15 protein-coding genes are annotated in these 18,806 nt (G+C 65.0%); 7 read left to right on the forward strand and 8 right to left on the reverse strand.

All coding sequences use genetic code 11. From position 1 onward, the window contains the following. Nucleotides 1-15: 15 nt before the first annotated feature. The 7 genes from K8U54_RS23550 to gloB form a co-directional block, all read right to left on the reverse strand. Nucleotides 16-1,635, reverse strand: coding sequence for an ABC transporter ATP-binding protein (locus K8U54_RS23550; RefSeq protein ID WP_249908069.1), 1,620 nt, complete (start codon nucleotides 1,633-1,635; stop codon nucleotides 16-18). Between the two features lies 1 nt (nucleotide 1,636). Then, nucleotides 1,637-2,656 carry an ABC transporter permease gene (locus K8U54_RS23555; RefSeq protein ID WP_249908070.1) on the reverse strand — a complete coding sequence of 340 codons (1,020 nt, stop codon included), beginning with the start codon at nucleotides 2,654-2,656 and terminating at the stop codon, nucleotides 1,637-1,639. Between the two features lie 3 nt (nucleotides 2,657-2,659). Beyond that, nucleotides 2,660-3,745, reverse strand: a complete 1,086-nt coding sequence (locus K8U54_RS23560; RefSeq protein WP_249908071.1) for a microcin C ABC transporter permease YejB — start codon at nucleotides 3,743-3,745, stop codon at nucleotides 2,660-2,662. Next, nucleotides 3,746-5,596 (reverse strand): extracellular solute-binding protein, encoded by a 1,851-nt coding sequence (locus tag K8U54_RS23565; protein WP_249908072.1) that lies wholly within the window; start codon nucleotides 5,594-5,596, stop codon nucleotides 3,746-3,748. Next, nucleotides 5,593-7,425 (reverse strand): extracellular solute-binding protein, encoded by a 1,833-nt coding sequence (locus K8U54_RS23570; protein ID WP_249908073.1) that lies wholly within the window; start codon nucleotides 7,423-7,425, stop codon nucleotides 5,593-5,595. The genes K8U54_RS23565 and K8U54_RS23570 overlap by 4 nt, the downstream gene beginning before the upstream one ends. 106 nt (nucleotides 7,426-7,531) lie before the next feature. Then, entirely contained in the window at nucleotides 7,532-9,082 is a 1,551-nt protein-coding gene (locus tag K8U54_RS23575) for a LysM peptidoglycan-binding domain-containing protein (protein ID WP_249908074.1), read from the reverse strand. Nucleotides 9,083-9,181: 99 nt separating this feature from the next. Further along, the gene (gene gloB / locus K8U54_RS23580) at nucleotides 9,182-9,955 is read right to left on the reverse strand and encodes a hydroxyacylglutathione hydrolase (RefSeq protein ID WP_249908075.1); all 774 of its coding nucleotides are present in this window, start codon (nucleotides 9,953-9,955) and stop codon (nucleotides 9,182-9,184) included. 155 nt (nucleotides 9,956-10,110) lie between these two features. On the opposite strand from gloB, the gene K8U54_RS23585 reads away from it, so the two are divergent. The 7 genes from K8U54_RS23585 to nudC all read left to right on the forward strand — a co-directional run bounded on the left by K8U54_RS23585 (nucleotide 10,111) and on the right by nudC (nucleotide 17,968). Further along, on the forward strand, nucleotides 10,111-10,872 hold the full coding sequence (locus K8U54_RS23585) for a class I SAM-dependent methyltransferase (RefSeq protein ID WP_249908076.1): 762 nt from the start codon (nucleotides 10,111-10,113) through the stop codon (nucleotides 10,870-10,872). Between the two features lie 44 nt (nucleotides 10,873-10,916). After that, nucleotides 10,917-11,369, forward strand: a complete 453-nt coding sequence (rnhA, locus tag K8U54_RS23590) for a ribonuclease HI (protein ID WP_070887466.1) — start codon at nucleotides 10,917-10,919, stop codon at nucleotides 11,367-11,369. Next, nucleotides 11,362-12,114, forward strand: a complete 753-nt coding sequence (gene dnaQ / locus K8U54_RS23595) for a DNA polymerase III subunit epsilon (protein WP_249908077.1) — start codon at nucleotides 11,362-11,364, stop codon at nucleotides 12,112-12,114. Before rnhA ends, dnaQ begins: the two co-directional genes overlap by 8 nt. 115 nt (nucleotides 12,115-12,229) lie before the next feature. Next, nucleotides 12,230-14,488 carry an arginine/lysine/ornithine decarboxylase gene (locus tag K8U54_RS23600; RefSeq protein WP_249908078.1) on the forward strand — a complete coding sequence of 753 codons (2,259 nt, stop codon included), beginning with the start codon at nucleotides 12,230-12,232 and terminating at the stop codon, nucleotides 14,486-14,488. Between the two features lie 140 nt (nucleotides 14,489-14,628). Further along, nucleotides 14,629-15,441, forward strand: a complete 813-nt coding sequence (locus tag K8U54_RS23605; protein WP_249908079.1) for a crotonase/enoyl-CoA hydratase family protein — start codon at nucleotides 14,629-14,631, stop codon at nucleotides 15,439-15,441. A gap of 38 nt (nucleotides 15,442-15,479) precedes the next feature. After that, complete coding sequence (locus tag K8U54_RS23610; RefSeq protein ID WP_249908080.1) at nucleotides 15,480-17,138, forward strand: ferrous iron transporter B; 1,659 nt, start codon at nucleotides 15,480-15,482, stop codon at nucleotides 17,136-17,138. Next, nucleotides 17,138-17,968, forward strand: a complete 831-nt coding sequence (gene nudC / locus K8U54_RS23615) for an NAD(+) diphosphatase (protein WP_249908081.1) — start codon at nucleotides 17,138-17,140, stop codon at nucleotides 17,966-17,968. The genes K8U54_RS23610 and nudC overlap by 1 nt, the downstream gene beginning before the upstream one ends. Here the strand turns inward: nudC and K8U54_RS23620 are convergent. Then, nucleotides 17,936-18,715, reverse strand: a complete 780-nt coding sequence (locus tag K8U54_RS23620) for a TSUP family transporter (protein WP_249910507.1) — start codon at nucleotides 18,713-18,715, stop codon at nucleotides 17,936-17,938. The two genes, nudC and K8U54_RS23620, sit on opposite strands and share 33 nt — an antisense overlap. Between the last annotated feature and the right edge of the window lie 91 nt (nucleotides 18,716-18,806).

Consider the following 18,806-nt stretch of genomic DNA (forward strand, 5'->3'; position numbering starts at 1 on the left):
GGCTCAGGCACCGGCTCAGGCTGTTTCAGGTTTGACGTCGGTGAGAAATGCCGCTTCCAGAAGCTGCTGGGTATAGGGATGTTGCGGCGCCTGAAAGATTGCCCTGGCGTCGCCTTGCTCGACGACCTGGCCCTGTTTCACCACCATCAATTGATGGCTGATCGCGCGGACCACCGCCAGGTCATGGCTGATGAACAGGTAGCTCAGGTTGTACTTGGCCTGCAGCGAGCGCAGCAGGTCGACCACCTGGCGCTGCACGGTGCGGTCCAGGGCCGAGGTCGGCTCGTCAAGGAGGATCAGCGCCGGCTTGAGCACCAGGGCGCGGGCGATGGCGATGCGCTGACGCTGCCCACCGGAAAACTCGTGGGGGTAACGATGGCGGCTTTGCGGATCCAGGCCGACTTCCTGCAGCGCATCGATGATCGCCTGCTCCTGTTCGGCCGCGGTGCCGATGCGATGGATGCGCAGCCCTTCACCGACGATCATGCCCACCGTCATGCGCGGGCTGAGGCTGCCGAAGGGGTCCTGGAAGACCACCTGCATTTCACGGCGTAGTGGGCGCACGTCGCCCTGGGACAGGCCGTCCAGGTGGTGATCGCCGAAGCGGATGCGGCCCTGACTGCCGATCAGGCGCAGGATCGCCAGGCCCAGGGTCGATTTCCCCGAGCCGCTCTCGCCCACGATGCCAAGGGTCTGGCCACGTTGCAGGCTGAAGTTGATGCCGTCCACGGCCTTGACGTGGTCGACCGTGCGGCGCAGCAACCCTTTCTTGATCGGGAACCAGACCCGCAGGTCCTCCACGGCCAGCAGCGTCTGCGCGTCTTCGCTGGCGACCGGGTCGCCGTCCGGCTCGGCGGCCAGCAGCTCGCAGGTGTAGGGGTGCTGCGGCGTGGTGAACAGCGTTTCGCAATCCGCCTGCTCGACCAGCTCGCCGTTCTGCATCACGCACACGCGTTGCGCGATACGGCGTACCAGCTTGAGGTCATGGGTGATGATCAGCATGGCCATGCCCAGGCGCGCCTGCAGGTCCTTGAGCAGCTCGAGGATCTTCAGTTGCACGGTCACGTCCAGCGCGGTGGTCGGCTCGTCGGCGATCAGCAGCTCCGGCTCGTTGGCCAGTGCCATGGCGATCATCACCCGCTGGCGTTGGCCGCCCGACAGCTCATGGGGCAGGGCCTTGAGGCGCTTGTGCGGTTCCGGGATGCCGACCAGCTCCAGCAGCTCCAGGGTGCGCTGGGTAGCGGCCTTGCCGCGCAGGCCCTTGTGCAGGGCAAGTACTTCATTGATCTGTTTTTCGATGCTGTGCAGCGGGTTCAGCGAGGTCATCGGTTCCTGGAACACCATGGCGATGCGGTTGCCGCGGATGCCACGCAGTTTGCGTTCGGGCAGTTTGAGCAGGTCTTCGCCGCCATAGTTGATACGGCCACTGGGATGCTGGGCCAGGGGGTAGGGCAGCAGGCGCAGGATCGAGTGGGCGGTCACCGACTTGCCGGAGCCGCTTTCACCGACCAGCGCCAGGGTCTCGCCCCGGCGAATCTCGAAGTTGATGTGCTTGACCACGCTGCGGCTGCTGTCGCCGTTGACGAAGGCGACGGAGAGGTCGCGGATTTCGACGAGGTTATCGGGGTGGCTCATCTTATTTCCTCGGGTCGAACGCATCGCGAGCCGCTTCGCCGATGAACACCAGCAGGCTCAACATGATGGCCAGTACGGCGAAGGCACTGATGCCCAGCCAGGGCGCCTGCAGGTTGGACTTGCCCTGGGCGACCAGCTCGCCGAGCGACGGTGCGCCGGCCGGCAGGCCGAAGCCCAGGAAGTCCAGGGCGGTGAGGGTGCCGATGGCGCCCGTGACGATGAACGGCAGGAAGGTCATGGTCGAGACCATGGCATTGGGCAGGATATGGCGGAACATGATCGCCCCATTGCGCATGCCCAGGGCACGGGCTGCACGCACGTATTCGAGGTTGCGGCCGCGCAGGAACTCGGCGCGCACCACGTCCACCAGGCTCATCCAGGAAAACAGCAGCATCAGGCCGAGCAGCCACCAGAAGTTGGGCTGCACGAAGCTGGCCAGAATGATCAGCAGGTAAAGCACCGGCAGGCCCGACCAGATCTCCAGGAAGCGTTGCCCGGCCAGGTCCACCCAGCCGCCGTAGAAACCCTGCAGGGCGCCGGCGGCAACGCCGATCACCGAACTGGCCAGGGTCAGCGCCAGGGCGAACAGCACGGAAATCCGAAAGCCATAGATGACCCGGGCCAGCACGTCGCGGCCCTGGTCGTCGGTGCCCAGCCAGTTGGCTGCCGAGGGCGGTGCGGGGGCGGGCACCTTGAGGTCGTAGTTGATGCTCGAATAGCTGAAGGGGATCGGCGGCCAGACCATCCAGCCGTCCTTCTGCTCGATCAGCTCCTGGATATACGGGCTCTTGTAGTTGGCCTGCAGCGGAAATTCACCGCCAAAGGTGGTTTCCGGGTAGCGCTTGAGCACCGGGAAGTAGTACTGGCCGTCATAGCTGACCACCAGCGGCTTGTCGTTGGCGATCAGCTCGGCGCCCAGGGTCACGAAGAACAGCGCGAGAAAGATCCACAGCGACCACCAGCCGCGCTTGTGGGCCTTGAAGCGCTCGAAACGGCGCTGATTGAGCGGGGAAAGTGCCATGGTTCAGGCCTCCCTGCTTTCGAAGTCGATGCGTGGATCGACCAGGGTGTAGGTGATGTCACCGATCAGTTTCACGACCAGTCCCAGCAAGGTGAAGATGAACAGGGTGCCGAAGACCACCGGGTAATCGCGGTTGATCGCCGCCTCGAAACTCAACAGGCCCAGGCCGTCGAGGGAGAAGATCACCTCGATGAGCAGTGAGCCGGTGAAGAAGATGCCGATGAAGGCGGCCGGGAAACCGGCGATGATCAGCAGCATGGCGTTACGGAACACGTGGCCGTAGAGCACCCGGGCGTTGCTCAGGCCCTTGGCCCTGGCGGTGGTCACGTACTGCTTGTTGATCTCGTCGAGAAAGCTGTTCTTGGTCAGCAGCGTCAGGGTGGCGAAGTTGCCGATCACCAGGGCGGTGACCGGCAGGGCCAGGTGCCAGAAGTAGTCGAGGATCTTGCCGCTCAGGCTCAGCTCCTCGAAGTTGCTGGACGTCAGGCCGCGCAGCGGGAAGAAGTCCCAGTAGCTGCCGCCGGCGAACAGCACGATCAGCAGGATGGCGAACAGGAACGCCGGAATGGCGTAACCGACGATGATCGCCGAGCTGGTCCACACGTCGAAGGCGCTGCCGTGTCGGGTGGCCTTGGCGATACCCAGCGGGATGGACACCAGGTACATGATCAGCGTGCTCCACAACCCCAGGGAAATGGACACCGGCATCTTTTCCACGATCAGGTCGATGACCTTGGCATCGCGAAAGAAGCTTTCGCCGAAGTCCAGCCTGGCGTAGTTCTTGATCATGATCCAGAAGCGTTCGGGGGCCGACTTGTCGAAACCGTACATCTTCTCGATTTCGGCGATCAGCTCCGGATCCAGGCCCTGGGCGCCGCGGTAGTTGGAGCCGGCGGTGGACACCTCGCCGCCGCCACCGGAGATGCGCCCCGTGGCGCCGCCGGCGGCCGCGTCGAAGCCCTCGAGCTTGGCAATCATCTGTTCTACCGGGCCGCCGGGCGCGGCCTGAATGATCGCGAAGTTGATGACCAGAATGCCGAACACGGTCGGGATGATCAGCAGCAGGCGCCGCAGGATATAGGCGAGCATCTAGCGGGCTTCCTGCTCGGGGGTGGACGCATCGTCGCGGCTGATCACTTCGCCGATCGGCTTTTCCTGCCACCAGGTCATCAGGCCATAGTCGTAGAGCGGCGATTTCTCGGGATGGCCGAAGCGCTTCCAGTAGGCGACACGGTAGGCATCCACGTAGTAGTTGGGCACCACGTAGTTGCCCCACAGCAGCACGCGATCCAGGGCGCGGGTATGGGTGATCAGCGACTCGCGGGAGTCGGCCTGGATCAGCCCCTCGACCAGTTTGTCGATCGCCGGGTCACGCAACCCGATGAGGTTGCGGCTGCCCGGGTTGTCGGCACTGCTGGAGTGCCAGAATTCGCGCTGCTCGTTGCCGGGCGAGCTGGATTGCGGCCAGATCGACGACGTCATGTCGAAGTCCCGCGAGCGCAGGCGGTTCATGTACTGGGAAACGTCGACGCGGCGAATCTGCAGGTCGATGCCCAGTTCGGCCAGGTTGCGCTTGAATGGCAGGATCACCCGCTCCAGGTTGGCCTGGGTGTTGAGGAATTCGAATGCCAGCTGGTTGCCATTGGCATCGACCATCTTGTCGTTCTCGATCCGGTAGCCGGCCTCGGTGAGCAGCTGATAGGCGCGGCGCGCCTGGTCGCGAATGATGCCGCTGCCGTCGCTGACCGGCGGTGCGAAGGCTTCGGTGAACACGCGATCGGGAATCTGCCCGCGCAGCGGCTCCAACAGCTTCAGCTCGGCCGGGCTGGGCAGGCCCCGGGCGGCCATTTCCGAGTTCTCGAAGTAGCTGTGGGTGCGCTTGTAGGCCCCGTAGAACAGCTGCTTGTTGGCCCATTCGAAATCGAACAGCTGGGCGATCGCCTCACGCACCCGAGGGTCCTGGAACATCGGCTTGCGGGTATTGAACACGAAGCCCTGCATGCCGGCCGGGTTGCGGTTGGGGAAGGCTTCCTGGACGAAGCGGCCGGCGCGCAGCGCCGGCGAGTTGTAGCCGGTGGCCCAGTCCTTGGCCGAGTACTCGAGGTTGACGTCGAACTGGCCGGCCTTGAAGGCCTCCAGGGCCACGGCCATGTCGCGAAAGTACTCGATACGGATTTCGTCGAAGTTGTACATCCCGCGGGCCACCGGCAGGTCCTTGGCCCACCAGTCCTTCACGCGTTCGAAGCGGATGGAGCTGTTCGGTGAGAAGCTGGCGATGCGGTAGGGGCCGCTGCCCAGCGGCGGCTCCAGGCTGCCCCGGGAAAAATCACGGTCAGCCCACCAGTGCTTGGGCAGCACCTGCAACTGGCCGAGGATCAGCGGCAGCTCGCGGTTGCCGGCATGCTTGAAGTTGAAGCGCACGGTGCGTGGGTTCTCGGCGACCACGTCGGCCACGTCGGCGTAATAGTGCCGGTACAGCGGGTCGCCATGTTCGAGCAAGGTGTTGAAGGTGAAGATCACGTCCTCGGCGGTGACCGGCTCGCCGTCGTGAAAGCGTGCCTTGGGGTTGAGATGGAAGCGCACGTAACTGTCGTCGGCCCCTTTCTCGACCTTTTCGGCGAGCAGGCCGTATTCGGTGAAGGGCTCATCCGGCGAATGGTAGGTGAGGGTGTCGTAGATCAGGCCGATACGGTCGGCCGGATTGCCCTTGGGAATGAACGGGTTGAAGCTGTCGAAGCCGTTGAGGCCCGGCAGACGCAGCACGCCGCCCTTGGGCGCATCGGGGTTCACATAATCGAAATGCTTGAAGTTGGCCGGGTATTTCGGCGCCTCGCCGTACAGCGTCAGGGCGTGTTGCGGGGCGGCCTGGGCCAGGCTGGCGAGGCCGAGCAGCAGCAGGGCGCTGCCGTGCATGAGAAATGAACGCAGTGGGCGCGTCATTGGGTGGTCTCCGTGGGTTTCAGCCACCAGCTGCGCAGCCCCAGCGTGTAGGGCGGCGTGGCGACGAAGGCAAAGCGGTTGCGGTACGCCAGGCGGTGATAGTCGATGTACCAGTTGGGTATGGTGTAGTACTGCCAGAGCATCACCCGATCCAGGGCCCGGGTCGCGGCCACCTGTTCGTCGCGGGTACGGGCGGCGAGCAGCTTTTCGAGCAGGGCGTCGACGACCGGATCAACGATGCCGGCGTAATTCTTGCCGCCCTTCACGCTGGCCTGGCTGGAGTGGAAGTACAGGGATTGCTCCAGGCCAGGGCTGAGGGTTTGCGGCAGGGTCAGCAGGATCATGTCGAACTCGAAGCGATCCAGGCGTTGTTTGTATTGGGAGCGATCCACGGTTCTCAAGTTGGCCTGGATGCCGATGCTGGCCAGGTTCTCGGTGAATGGCTGGAGAATGCGCTCCAGGTTGGGATTGACCAGCAGGATCTCGAAACGCAGCGGCTGGCCCTTGGCATTGGCGAGGCGCTGGCCGGAGGGTTTGTAGCCTGCCTCGGCAAGTAGACCGAGCGCGCGGCGCATGGTTTCCCGGGGAATGCCACGGCCATCGGTCACCGGCATCCTGAACGGTTCGGTGAACAATCTTGCCGGCAACTGACCGCGAAATGGAGACAGCAGCAGCCATTCGGCGCCCTCGGGTTTGCCCCTGGCGGAAAACTCGCTGTTCGGGTAGTAGCTGGCGGCGCGGGTGTAGGAGCTGTTGAACAGGGTGCGGTTGGTCCACTCGAAATCGAACATCAGGCCCAGGGCTTCGCGCACGCGCGCATCCTCGAAGGTGGCGCGGCGGGTATTCATGAACAGCGCCTGGGTCTGGGTGGGGATCTGGTGGGGGATTTCCGCCCGCACCACGTCGCCACGGGTCACCGCCGGGAAGCGGTAGTTGTTGGCCCAGTTCTTCGCCTGTTGCTCGATATAGAAATCGAATTCGCCGGCTTTGAAGGCCTCGAAGGCGACATGGCTGTCACGGTAGAAGTCCACCTCGACCCGGTCGAAGTTGTATTTGCCGCGGTTGACCGGCAAGGACGCGCCCCACCAGTCTCCGACCCGTTCGAAGGTCAGGCTGCGCCCCGGATTGACCCGGGTGATGCGGTAGGGGCCGCTGCCCAGCGGCGGTTCGAAAGTAGTGGCCTTGAAGTCGCGGTCTTTCCAGTAGTGCTGGGGCAACACCGGCAGCTCGCCGAGGCGCAGGATCAGCAACGGATTGTTGGCCCGCTTGAGCACGAAGCGCACGCGATGGCGGTTGAGGATATCGACCCGTTTCACTTCCTGCAGACTGGTGCGGTACTGCGGGTGGCCTTCCTTGCGCAGCAATCGGTAGGAAAACGCCACGTCATAGGCGGTGATGGGCTTGCCATCGTGGAATCGCGCCTCCGGGCGCAGGTTGAACACCACCCAGCTGCGGTCTTCGCTGTATTCCACGGAACTGGCGATCAGCCCGTAGCTGGAAGCAGGCTCGTCGCCGGACGGATCGTAGAGCCCGGTGCCCACCATCAGCGGCTCGTTCAGCTCGGTCACGCCGTATTGAAGAAAGTTGGCGGTGGCCACCGGGCTGGTGCCCTTCAGGGTGTAGGGGTTGAGCGTGTCGAAGCTGCCCGCGGCCATGATGCGCAAGGTGCCGCCCTTGGGGGCTTCGGGGTTGACCCAGTCGAAGTGGGTGAAACTGGCGGGATACTTGAGTGCGCCGAACTGCGCATAGCCATGGCTTTCGCTGAGCGTTGCCCAGGCCGGGAAGCTGGTGGCCAGGCCAAAAAACAGCGAGAGGAAAGGGCGTCTCAAGAGCAATATCCGGTCCGGGGCAGCAAGATTTCCGTACAGTAACAGCTTGTCTGTACAGGAAAAAGAGCGGCCCCGGCGGCTCGCGTCAAAGGTATTGCAACGCGCGTCAGTCAGGCAGCCGCAGGGTCAGTACCTGGCCTGGTTTCAGGGCCTTGCCGGTGCGCGGGTTCCAGCTCTGCAGGTTTTTCATCTGCACGTTGAAACGCTTGGCGATCAGGTGCAGGGAGTCGCCCTTGCGCACCTTGTAGTAGGTGACGCCGTCACGCTGGGCGACGGTTCTGGTGGTGGAACCGCCACCCTGCAGCCTGATGGTCTGCCCGACGCGCAGCGAATTGCCTTTCAGGGCGTTCCAGCGCTGGATATCGTTGACCGACACGTTGTGGGCCTTGGCGATCTGCCAGAGGTTGTCACCATTGCGGATGGTGTAGTTGCGCGAGGCCACCGCCGTGTTGACGGTGCGTTGCGGCGCCTGGTCAGGCACGGCCTGCAGGCGGGTCGGCAGGTTCAGGTGCTGACCCACGGCCAGGGTATTGCCGCTGAGCTGGTTGAGCTCCTTGATGCTGGCAACGCTCAGCTCGTAGCGATTGGCGATGCCGTGCAGGTTGTCGCCGGCGCGCACCACGTATTCCTGCAGGCCACGCTCCTCGGGCTTGAGCGTCGACAGGTTGGCCGTCAGCAGTTCGACCTTCTGGGTCGGCACCAGCAGGTGCTGCGGGCCGTCCATGGTGATGCGTTTCTTGAAGGCCGGATTGAGCAGGTACAGCTCGTCTTCATCGACCTCGGCCAGGGCGGCGACGCGGGCCAGATCCATGCGCTGCTTGAGCTCCACCTCCTCGAAGTAGGGCTGGTTGGCGATCGGTGCCAGGCTCACGCCATAGGCATCCGGCGCCATGACCACCTGGGACAGGGCCAATAGCTTGGGCACGTAGTTCTGGGTTTCCTGGGGCAGCGACAGGTTCCAGTAGTCGGTCGGCAGGCCGAGCTTCTGGTTGCGCTCGATGGCGCGGCTCACGCGGCCTTCACCGGCGTTGTAGGCCGCCAGGGCCAGCAGCCAGTCACCGTTGAACATCTCGTGCAGGCGCGCCAGGTAATCCATGGCCGCCTGGGTGGACGCCGTGACATCGCGGCGGCCGTCGTACCAGCGGGTCTGGCGCAGGTTGAAGTTGCGCCCCGTGGAGGGGATGAACTGCCACAGGCCGACGGCATCGGCCGGCGAGTAGGCGAACGGGTTGTAAGCGCTCTCGATCATCGGCAGGAGCGCCAGCTCCATCGGCATGTTGCGCTCTTCGAGACGCTCGACGATGTAATGAATGTAGGGGTTGCTGCGCTCACCGGCCTTCTCGACGAACGACGGGTTGCTGGAGAACCACAGGCGCTGCTGCTCGATACGCGGGTTGACGCCGATGGCATCCTGCAACTGATAGCCGGAACGCACCCGCTCCCAGATATCCTTGGGCTGTTCGGCCTTGGCCGTGCCTTCGATCCACAACGGCTGATGCGGCGTTCTGCCGCTCAGATCCACCGTCGGCCCATTCTCGACCTGCTGTTGATCGAGGCTCTGGCAACCGCTGAGCACGGCACAAACCGCCAGGGCGAGCGCCGGATAGCGCAGGGCCAATGCCTTTGAATTCAAGGGTTTAGGTCGAGAAGAAGGCATTGGTTATGGAGGGTATCCTGGATCGAAAGTCGGGGGATTCTAGAAACCGATCCAGGGGTGGTCAAGTTTTGACCAGGATTTTGCGGGCCAGTCGGCGCTTCAGAAGCGATCCTTCCAGGCCCGCAGTGCGGCAAAAACCTCGCTTTCGCTGGTCATGGCGCGTCCCTCCCGGTTGGCGACCATTTCTTTAACCGATGTTTCGGCGGCGCGCAAAAACGGGTTGGTGGCCCGTTCGAGCTTCAAGGCGGACGGCAGGCTGATCTGCCCATGCTGACGCCACGCCTCGACCTGGGCGAAGCGCTCGGCAATCTGCGGGTTGCCCGGCTCGACGGCCCTGGCGAAGCGCAGGTTGCTCAGGGTGTATTCATGGGCGCAATAGATGAGCGTGTCGTCCGGCAGTTCGGCCAGGCGCTGCAACGACTGGTGCATCTGCAGGGGCGTGCCCTCGAACAGGCGACCGCAGCCGGCAGCGAACAGGGTGTCACCACAGAACAACCAGTGTTGCTCGGGTTGGTAGAAGGCGATATGGCCCAGGGTGTGTCCGGGCACCTCGAAAACCTGCAGGACCAGGCCCAGCACCTCTATACGGTCGCCGTCGAGCAGCGCCTGGTCGCGGCCCGGGATGTTCTCGCTGGCCGGGCCGTAGACCCGCGCGCCGGTTTCGCGGCGCAGTTGTTCGACGCCGCCGACGTGATCGTTGTGGTGATGGGTGATCAGGATATCGCTCAGCGTCCAGTCGCCATGTTGCTGCAGCCAGGCCTGCACGGGTGCCGCGTCGCCGGGGTCGACCACCGCGACACGCTTGTGCCGCGCATCCTGCAGCAGCCAGATGTAGTTGTCGGAGAATGCGCTGAGGGCTTCGATCTTGATCATCAGGAGGTCGCCAAGCTGGGGACAAAGGTGCATCTTAGGGGCTGTTGAGGTTTCAACGCGAGCCGTGCGTGAAACGTCGTCAGACCCCAGGTGTCATTGTTGGAGATGGCTATGCAGGTACTTTTCATCAACAAGCAGCCCATGAGCAAGCGTCCATGACCGACAACCCCTTCGCCCAGGCCGATGCCGACTGGCTGCAACTGATCGGCGCGGCCCGCCAATGGTTCACCAGCCCCCTGGGCCGCCTGCTGCTCGAGCAGGAACAGCGCCTGCTCGACGAGGAACTGGCGCGGTTCTTCGGCGGCTACCTGGTGCATTACGGCCCGTGCGCCGAAACCTCCCTGCAGACCCAGCAGATCCAGCGCAGCGTGCGCCTGGGCGCGCCATTCGCCGGGGTCGAAATCGTCTGCGAGGAGCAGTCCTGGCCGCTGGTCGAGCACGCGGCCGACGTGGTGGTATTGCAGCATGGCCTGGATTTCAGCCAGTCCCCCCATGGCTTGTTGCGCGAGGCCGCGCGCAGCGTGCGCCCGGGCGGGCACCTACTGATCGTCGGCATCAACCCGATGAGCGCCTGGGGCGTGCGCCACCTGTTCGCCCACGACGTGTTGCACGATGCCCGCTGCATCGCCCCGGGGCGCCTCGGTGACTGGCTCAACCTGCTGGGCTTCGCGCTGGAGAAACGACGCTTCGGATGTTATCGTCCGCCGCTTGCTTCGGCGGCCTGGCAGGCTCGGCTGGCCTCCCTGGAGCGCTGGGGCGGCGCCTGGCAATCGCCGGGCGGCGGGTTTTACGTACTGGTGGCGCGCAAGCTGGTGGTCGGCCTGCGCCCGCTGCGCCAGTCCCGTCGCGAGCCGATGGGCAAGCTGATGCCCATGCCGGTGGCCAAGCTCAGCCGTCGCGACCGTGACGGCGCCTGACCCGGCCCCGCACCTCGAAATCAGAGCATAGATAAAGGCGCTGCATGTCCGATCAAGTTGAGCTTTACACCGACGGTGCCTGCAAGGGCAATCCGGGCGTCGGTGGCTGGGGGGCATTGCTGGTGTTCCAGGGTGTCGAGAAGGAATTGTGGGGCGGCGAGGCCGTGACCACCAACAACCGCATGGAACTGATGGGCGCGATCCGCGGCCTGGCCGAACTGAAGCGTCCGTGCAACGTGCGCCTGGTCACCGATTCGCAGTACGTCATGAAGGGCATCAAGGAATGGATGCCCAACTGGAAGAAACGCGGCTGGAAAACCGCGGCCAAGGAACCGGTGAAGAATGCCGACCTCTGGCAACAGCTGGACGAGCAGGTCAACCGCCACAACGTGACCTGGGAATGGGTGCGCGGCCATATCGGCCACCCCGGCAACGAGCGAGCCGACCAACTGGCCAACCGTGGCGTCGAAGATATCAGGAGCATGAAGCGTGCGTAGAGTCGTACTGGATACTGAAACCACCGGTATGCCGGTAAACGATGGCCACCGGGTCATCGAGATTGGTTGCGTGGAAGTCGAGGGGCGGCGCCTGACCGGGCGGCATTTCCACATCTACCTGCAGCCGGATCGCGAGATCGATGAAGGTGCCATCGCGGTGCACGGCATCACCAACGAGGATCTCAAGGACAAGCCGCGCTTCAAGGACGTCGCCGACGAGTTCTACGAATTCATCAAGGGCGCGCAGCTGATCATCCACAACGCGCCGTTCGACATCGGCTTCCTGAACAACGAATTCGCCCTGATCGGCCAGCTCGAGCGCGCGGACATTTCGTCCTATTGCGACGTGCTCGACACCCTGCAGATGGCCCGTGAGCGTCACCCGGGCCAGCGCAACAGCCTCGATGCACTGTGCAAGCGCTACGGCGTCGACAACTCCGGCCGCGAGCTGCACGGCGCCTTGCTCGACTCGGAGATTCTCGCCGACGTCTACCTGGCGATGACCGGTGGGCAGACCAACCTGTCGCTCGCTGGCGAAGGCGCCGAGGGCGATGGCAGCGGTCGCCAGCAGGCCACGCCGATTCGCCGCCTGCCCGTCGACCGGCCCCGTGGCGTGGTGCTCGCCGCCAGCGCCGACGAGCTGGCTGCCCATGCCGCACGCCTGGCGGTGATCGAAAAGGCTGCCGGGGCACCGGCCCTGTGGGCGCAGATGGAAGCCGCGGAGCAGGGTGCGACGGCCTCCTGAGCGGCCAATTGCGACCTTTTCGTATAGCGCTCTGCGCGAGGGGTTCCGTCCTCTGCGGCGAGTCTCTACCCTGAGGGCATAGCGGGGCCATCCCGCATGACCTCAGGTGTAGCCGATGTACAAAGACCTCAAGTTCCCGGTACTCATCGTTCATCGTGACATCAAGGCCGATACCGTGGCCGGCGAGCGGGTGCGGGCCATCGCCGCCGAGCTGGAACAGGACGGTTTCACCATTCTGTCCACCGCCAGTTCGGCGGAAGGCCATATCGTCGCCTCGACCCACCACGGCCTGGCCTGCATCCTGGTCGCCGCCGAAGGCGCCGGGGAGAACCGCCACCTGCTGCAGGACATGGTCGAGCTGATCCGCATCGCCCGGCGCCGCGCGCCGCAGCTGCCGATCTTCGCCCTCGGCGAGCAGGTCACCATCGAGAACGCGCCGGCCGAAGCCATGGCCGACCTCAACCAGCTGCGCGGCATTCTCTACTTGTTCGAGGACACCGTGCCGTTTCTGGCCCGCCAGGTGGCCCGCGCTGCGCGCAATTACCTCGACGGCCTGCTGCCGCCGTTCTTCAAGGCGCTGGTGCAGCACACCTCGCAGTCCAACTATTCCTGGCACACGCCGGGGCACGGCGGCGGCGTGGCCTACCGCAAGAGCCCGGTGGGGCAGGCCTTTCACCAGTTCTTCGGTGAGAACACCCTGCGCTCCGACCTGTCGGTCTCGGTGCCCGAACTCGGCTCGCTGCTCGACCACACCGGCCCCCTGGCCGCTGCCGAGGAGCGCGCCGCGCGCAACTTCGGCGCCGACCATACCTACTTCGTGATCAACGGCACCTCGACCGCCAACAAGATCGTCTGGCACTCGATGGTCGGCCGCGACGACCTGGTGCTGGTCGACCGCAACTGCCACAAGTCGATCCTCCACGCGATCATCATGACCGGCGCGATTCCCCTGTACCTGTCGCCGGAACGCAACGAGCTGGGCATCATCGGGCCGATTCCGCTCAGTGAATTCACCCGCGAGTCGATCCAGGCCAAGATCGATGCCAGCCCGTTGGCCCGCGGCCGTGCGCCCAAGGTCAAGCTGGCGGTGGTGACCAACTCGACCTACGACGGCTTGTGCTACAACGCCGAGCTGATCAAGCGCACCCTGGGTGATTCGGTCGAGGTGCTGCACTTCGACGAAGCCTGGTACGCCTATGCGGCGTTCCACGAGTTCTATGCCGGCCGCTATGGCATGGGTACCACCCGTGAAGCCGCCGGGCCCATGGTGTTCACCACCCATTCCACCCACAAGCTGCTCGCCGCCTTCAGCCAGGCGTCGATGATCCACGTGCAGGACGGCGGCGTACGCCAGCTCGACCGCGACCGCTTCAACGAAGCCTTCATGATGCACATCTCCACCTCGCCGCAGTATGGCATCATCGCCTCGCTGGATGTGGCCTCGGCGATGATGGAAGGGCCCGCCGGGCGCTCGCTGATCCAGGAAACCTTCGACGAGGCCCTGAGCTTCCGCCGTGCCCTGGCCAACCTGGGGCAGAGCCTGAGCAGCGAGGACTGGTGGTTCAGCATCTGGCAGCCGCCGCAGACCGAAGGCACCGACGACGTGTCGACGCCGGACTGGCTGCTGCAACCCGAAGCCGACTGGCATGGTTTCGGTGACGTCGCCGAAGACTACGTGCTGCTCGACCCGATCAAGGTCACCCTGGTGATGCCCGGCCTGACCGCCGGCGGCCGCCTCGACGAGCGCGGCATTCCCGCCGCGGTGGTCAGCAAGTTTCTCTGGGAGCGTGGCCTGGTGGTCGAGAAGACCGGCCTGTACTCGTTCCTGGTGCTGTTCTCCATGGGCATCACCAAGGGCAAGTGGAGCACGCTGCTGACCGAGCTGCTGGAGTTCAAGCGCAGCTACGACGCCAACCTGCCGCTGAGCTCGGTGCTGCCCTCGGTGGCCCGCGAAGGCGCGCTTCGCTACCAGGGCATGGGCCTGCGCGACCTGTGCGATGCGCTGCACGACTGCTACCGCGAGAATGCCACCGCCAAGTCCCTCAAGCGCATGTACACCGTGCTGCCGGAAATCGCCCTCAAGCCCGCCGATGCCTACGATCAACTGGTCCGCGGCGAGGTCGAGGAGGTGCTGGTCGATGACGTCGAAGGGCGTATCGCCGCGGTGATGCTGGTGCCGTATCCGCCAGGTATCCCACTGATCATGCCGGGCGAGCGCTTCACGGCGCAAACCCGCTCGATCATCGACTACCTGCGCTTCGCCCAGGCCTTCGAGCAGCGTTTTCCGGGCTTCGATGCCGATGTCCACGGCCTGCAGCGCCATGAGGGCGAGCAGGGCAGTTACTACACCGTGGACTGCATCATCGAGCCGTGAGCCAGGCGCTGGCGATGGCGTGACGTGCTGTGCGTCACGCGCGGCGTGATCGACTTTCAGGCGCCGCTTGCTATAGTTGCGCGGTTCGCCCCCTGCCGCCGTGACGGGGGGCTCGGGCCGCCAGCAGAAGGATGAGTTGCATGCCGCACTACCAGGCTTTTCGCGTCGAATTGCAGGACAAGATCGCCCATGTGGTGATTGACCGAGCGGACAAGATCAATGCTATGAACGCCGCATTCTGGACGGAAATCATCGATATCTTCCGCTGGGCCGACGAGACCGACGAGGTGCGCGTGGTGGTGCTCTCGGGGGCCGGCAAGCACTTTTCCTCCGGCATCGACCTCAACCTGCTGGCTCAGGTCAGCAGCCAGCTGGGCAAGGATGTCGGCCGCAATGCGCAAACGCTGCGCCGCAAGATCGTCGAGCTGCAGGCCTCCTTCAGCGCCGTCGACCAGTGCAGCAAGCCGGTGCTGGCCGCCATCCAGGGCTACTGCCTGGGCGGCGCCATCGACCTGATCAGCGCCTGCGACATGCGCTACTGCAGCGCGGACGTGCAGTTCGCCATCAAGGAAATCGATATCGGCATGGCCGCCGATGTCGGCACCCTGCAGCGACTGCCGCGCCTGATCGGCGACGGCATGCTGCGCGAGCTGGCCTACACCGGGCGCGTCGTCGAGGCCACCGAAGCGCGGCAGATCGGCCTGGTGAACCGCGTATTCGAGACCCACGACACATTGCTGGCCGGCGTGATGGACATTGCCCGGGCGATCGCCGCAAAATCGCCGGTTGCCGTGCGTGGCACCAAGGAAATGATTCGCTACATGCGCGATCACCGGGTCGATGACGGCCTCGAATACGTCGCCACCTGGAACGCCGCCATGCTGCAGTCGGCCGACCTGCGCGTGGCGATGATGGCCCATATGAACAAGCAGAATCCCGAGTTCGCTGATTGAGCGCGGTTTCATCACCTGTGCGGGAGGCACACTAGCGAATGGTTTCTGGAGCATCGTCACTGGGGCTGGTTCGCGACGAACTGTTCGCCACGATCGAAGAGGCCGAAGCGAGCCTCGAGCAGTTCATCGTCGAGCGCAATAACGGCGCCCTGTTGCAGCAGGCCGTCGACAATCTGCAGCAGGTGCGCGGCACGCTCAACCTGATCGAACTGACCGGCGCGGAATTGCTCGCCCAGGAAGTGCTCGACCAGGCCACCGACATCCCGGCGGGCGTCGGCAACGAGCGTGATGCGCAGCTGGCCGCGCTGAGCAATGCCCTGCACGTGCTGCGCCGCTACCTCGAAGGGCTGGATGCCCATCGCCAGGAAATGCCCGAGCTGCTGCTGCCGGCGATCAACGACCTGCGTCAGGCGTGCAGGCAGCCGCCGTTGCCCGAGAGCTTCTTCTTCAGCGTACGCCTCGACCAGGCCCGGCCGCGCATGGTGCCGCCGGCGCTGGACGCCGCCGCCAAGGAGAACGAAGGTCGCCGCTTGCGGCAGATGTACCAGGTCGGCCTGCTGGGCTATATCCGCGAGCAGAACCCGGCGGCCAGCATGAAGCTGATGGGCCGGGCCATGAGCCGCCTGGATGGGCTGTTCGCCAACGAGCCGCGCGGGCGCCTGTGCTGGCTCGGCGCGGCCGCCCTGGAGGCGCTGAACGATGGCCAGCTGCTGCCACGCAAGTCGCGCAAGCAACTGTTCTCACGCATCGACCGGGAATTGCGGCAGATGCTGGTCAACGGCTCCTACGAGCCGCCACGCAGCCTGCTCAAGGAGCTGCTGTACCTGGTGGCGCTGTCCGCCGGGCGCGGCCCGCTGGCAAGCGAGGTGCGCGAGCTGTTCGGCATCAACGCGCTGCCCTTTACCGATCACCTGCTCGAAGAGGAATACCAGCGCCTCGCCGGCCCCGGCAAGGCGGTGATGCGCTCGCTGAGCTCGGCGATTCGCGAGGAACTGGCCAGCGTCAAGGACCTGCTCGACCTGAGCGAGCGCGGCACCCTGCAGGAAGACGGCCTGGCCAGCCTGCATGCGCTGCTCGGCAAGCTGAGCAAGACCCTGGCCATGGTCGGCCTGAGTTCGGCGGGCAATTCACTGGCCAATCAGCTGCCAACGGTCAGTGCCTGGTGCGAAGGCGCGCCGGTCGAGTCGCAACAACTGATCGCCCTGGCGGACGCCGTGCTCTACGTCGAAGGCATGGTAGCGACCCTCGAGCGTGGCGAGCGCGTGGCCACGCCAAGGGTCGAACCCGAGGTGTGCACCTTCGCCCAGCATCAGCTGTTCGAGGCGCGCGTGGTGGTGCTCGACGAAGCCCGAGCCGGCCTGGCCCTGGCCAAGCGGGCGATTACCGCGTACCTGGAATCGTCCGGCGATCGCATGCACCTGTCCAATGTGCCGTTCAGCCTGCAGGCCGTGCGTGGAGGCCTGTGGTTCCTCGGCCAGGAGCGCGCGGCGACGCTGGTGGGCGCCTGCGCCGACTACATCCAGACGCAGATGCTCGATACCGACCAGATGCCGGCCGAGGCGCGCCTGGAAGTGCTGGCCGATGCCCTGAGCAGCCTGGAGTACTACCTGGAGGCCGACAGCGGGCTGGCCCAGCCGAGCGTGCTGGACCTGGCAGCCGAGAGCGTGCGGGCCCTGGGCCACGAGGTGGCCGCCTGATGGCCGGGCACTGGCAACCCGGGTTGCTCGAGGGTGAGCAGCCAGGCGGTTTGGTGCTGGCCCATCATCGTCAGCATTTTCTCGGCGATGCCAACGGCCTGCTGCTTCCCCGTGAGTGGTTGAAGCAGCAGGCGCTGCCGGTGATCGCCGAGCATGGCCTCGGCCATTTTCATGGCGAGCCGGTCTACCTGCTCGAACTGCAGGGCAAGGCCGAGCTGCCGGGCTGCCAGTGGCAGTCGTTACGCCAGGTGATGCTCGAGGGCGACGCCGAGCTGTTCCAGCTGCTCGGTTTCGCGGCGCAGATCGGCACCTGGGCCAGCGACAACCGCTTCTGTGGCAGCTGCGCCACGGCGATGCGGCAGGTACCGGGGGAGCGTGCCATGCAGTGCCCGGCGTGCAACCTGCGCCACTATCCGCGCCTGTCGCCAAGCATGATCGTGCTGGTCACCCGCGGCGACGAGGTGCTGCTGGCCCGTTCGCCGCGCTTCGTCAGCGGGGTGTACAGCACCCTGGCCGGTTTCGTCGAAGCGGGCGAGTCGGTGGAGCAGTGCGTGGCCCGCGAGGTACGCGAGGAAGTGGGCGTGGAAGTCTGCAATATCCGCTACCAGGGCAGCCAGAACTGGCCGTTCCCGCACTCGCTGATGCTCGGCTTTCATGCCGACTATGCCGGCGGCGAGATCGTCATGCAGGAAGAGGAGATCGAGGACGCCCGCTGGTTCTCGATCCATGCATTGCCGCCATTGCCGGCTTCGCGCTCGATCGCCCGTTACCTGATCGATTCCTATGTGTCGCGCCGCCTAGGCGGCAGCGAACCAGTGCTGCCAGACTAGCCGCGTGGTCAGCCCCAGCACCACCAGGATGAACACCGGGCGGATGAACTTCGAACCGCCGCCAATCGCCGTACGGGCTCCGAGAAAGGCGCCGGCCATCAGCGAAAAGCCCATGCACAGGCCCACCACCCAGGCCACCTGACCGCCGACGATGAACACCGCCAGGGCGCAGGCATTGCTGATGAAGTTCATCGAGCGCGCCACGCCGCTGGCGCGCACCAGGTCCAGGGGGTACATGAGCAAGGTGCTGACCGTCCAGAACGCGCCGGTTCCCGGCCCCGCCACGCCATCATAGAACCCCAGGCTGATGCCCTGGGGCCATTGCCGCCGGGTGGCGATGGGCAGATCGGCGTCCAGCGGCGCGTCCGGCGTCTTGCCGAACAGCAGGTAGAGGCCGCAGGCGAACACCACCACCGGCAGCATCTTGTTGATCCATTCGGCGGGCATCCAGTGCACCAGCACTGCGCCGCCAATGGCGCCGATGGCCGTGGCGACCATCGCGTTCTTCCATTTGCCGGGGCTGAACAGCTTGCGGCGGTAGAAGGTGTAGCCGGCGGTTGCCGAGCCGAAGGTCGCGCACAGCTTGCTGGTGCCCAGTACCAGGTGCGGCGGCATGCCGGTGGTGAGCAGGGCGGGAATGGTCAGCAGGCCGCCGCCACCGGCGATGGCGTCGATGAACCCGGCGATGAAGGCCACCAGGGCGAGCAACAGCAGCGTCGTGGGATCGACGGCCAGTTCGAAGGGCAGAGACATAAAAGGCGACCTGTATCCGATTGTGCGGCAACGGTGCTATTCGCAGGCGAACGCGCTGCGCATAATGCCGACATTTTCACTGACA

The sequence above is a fragment of the Pseudomonas fulva genome (assembly GCF_023517795.1).
Classification (GTDB): Bacteria; Pseudomonadota; Gammaproteobacteria; order Pseudomonadales; family Pseudomonadaceae; genus Aquipseudomonas; species Aquipseudomonas fulva_D.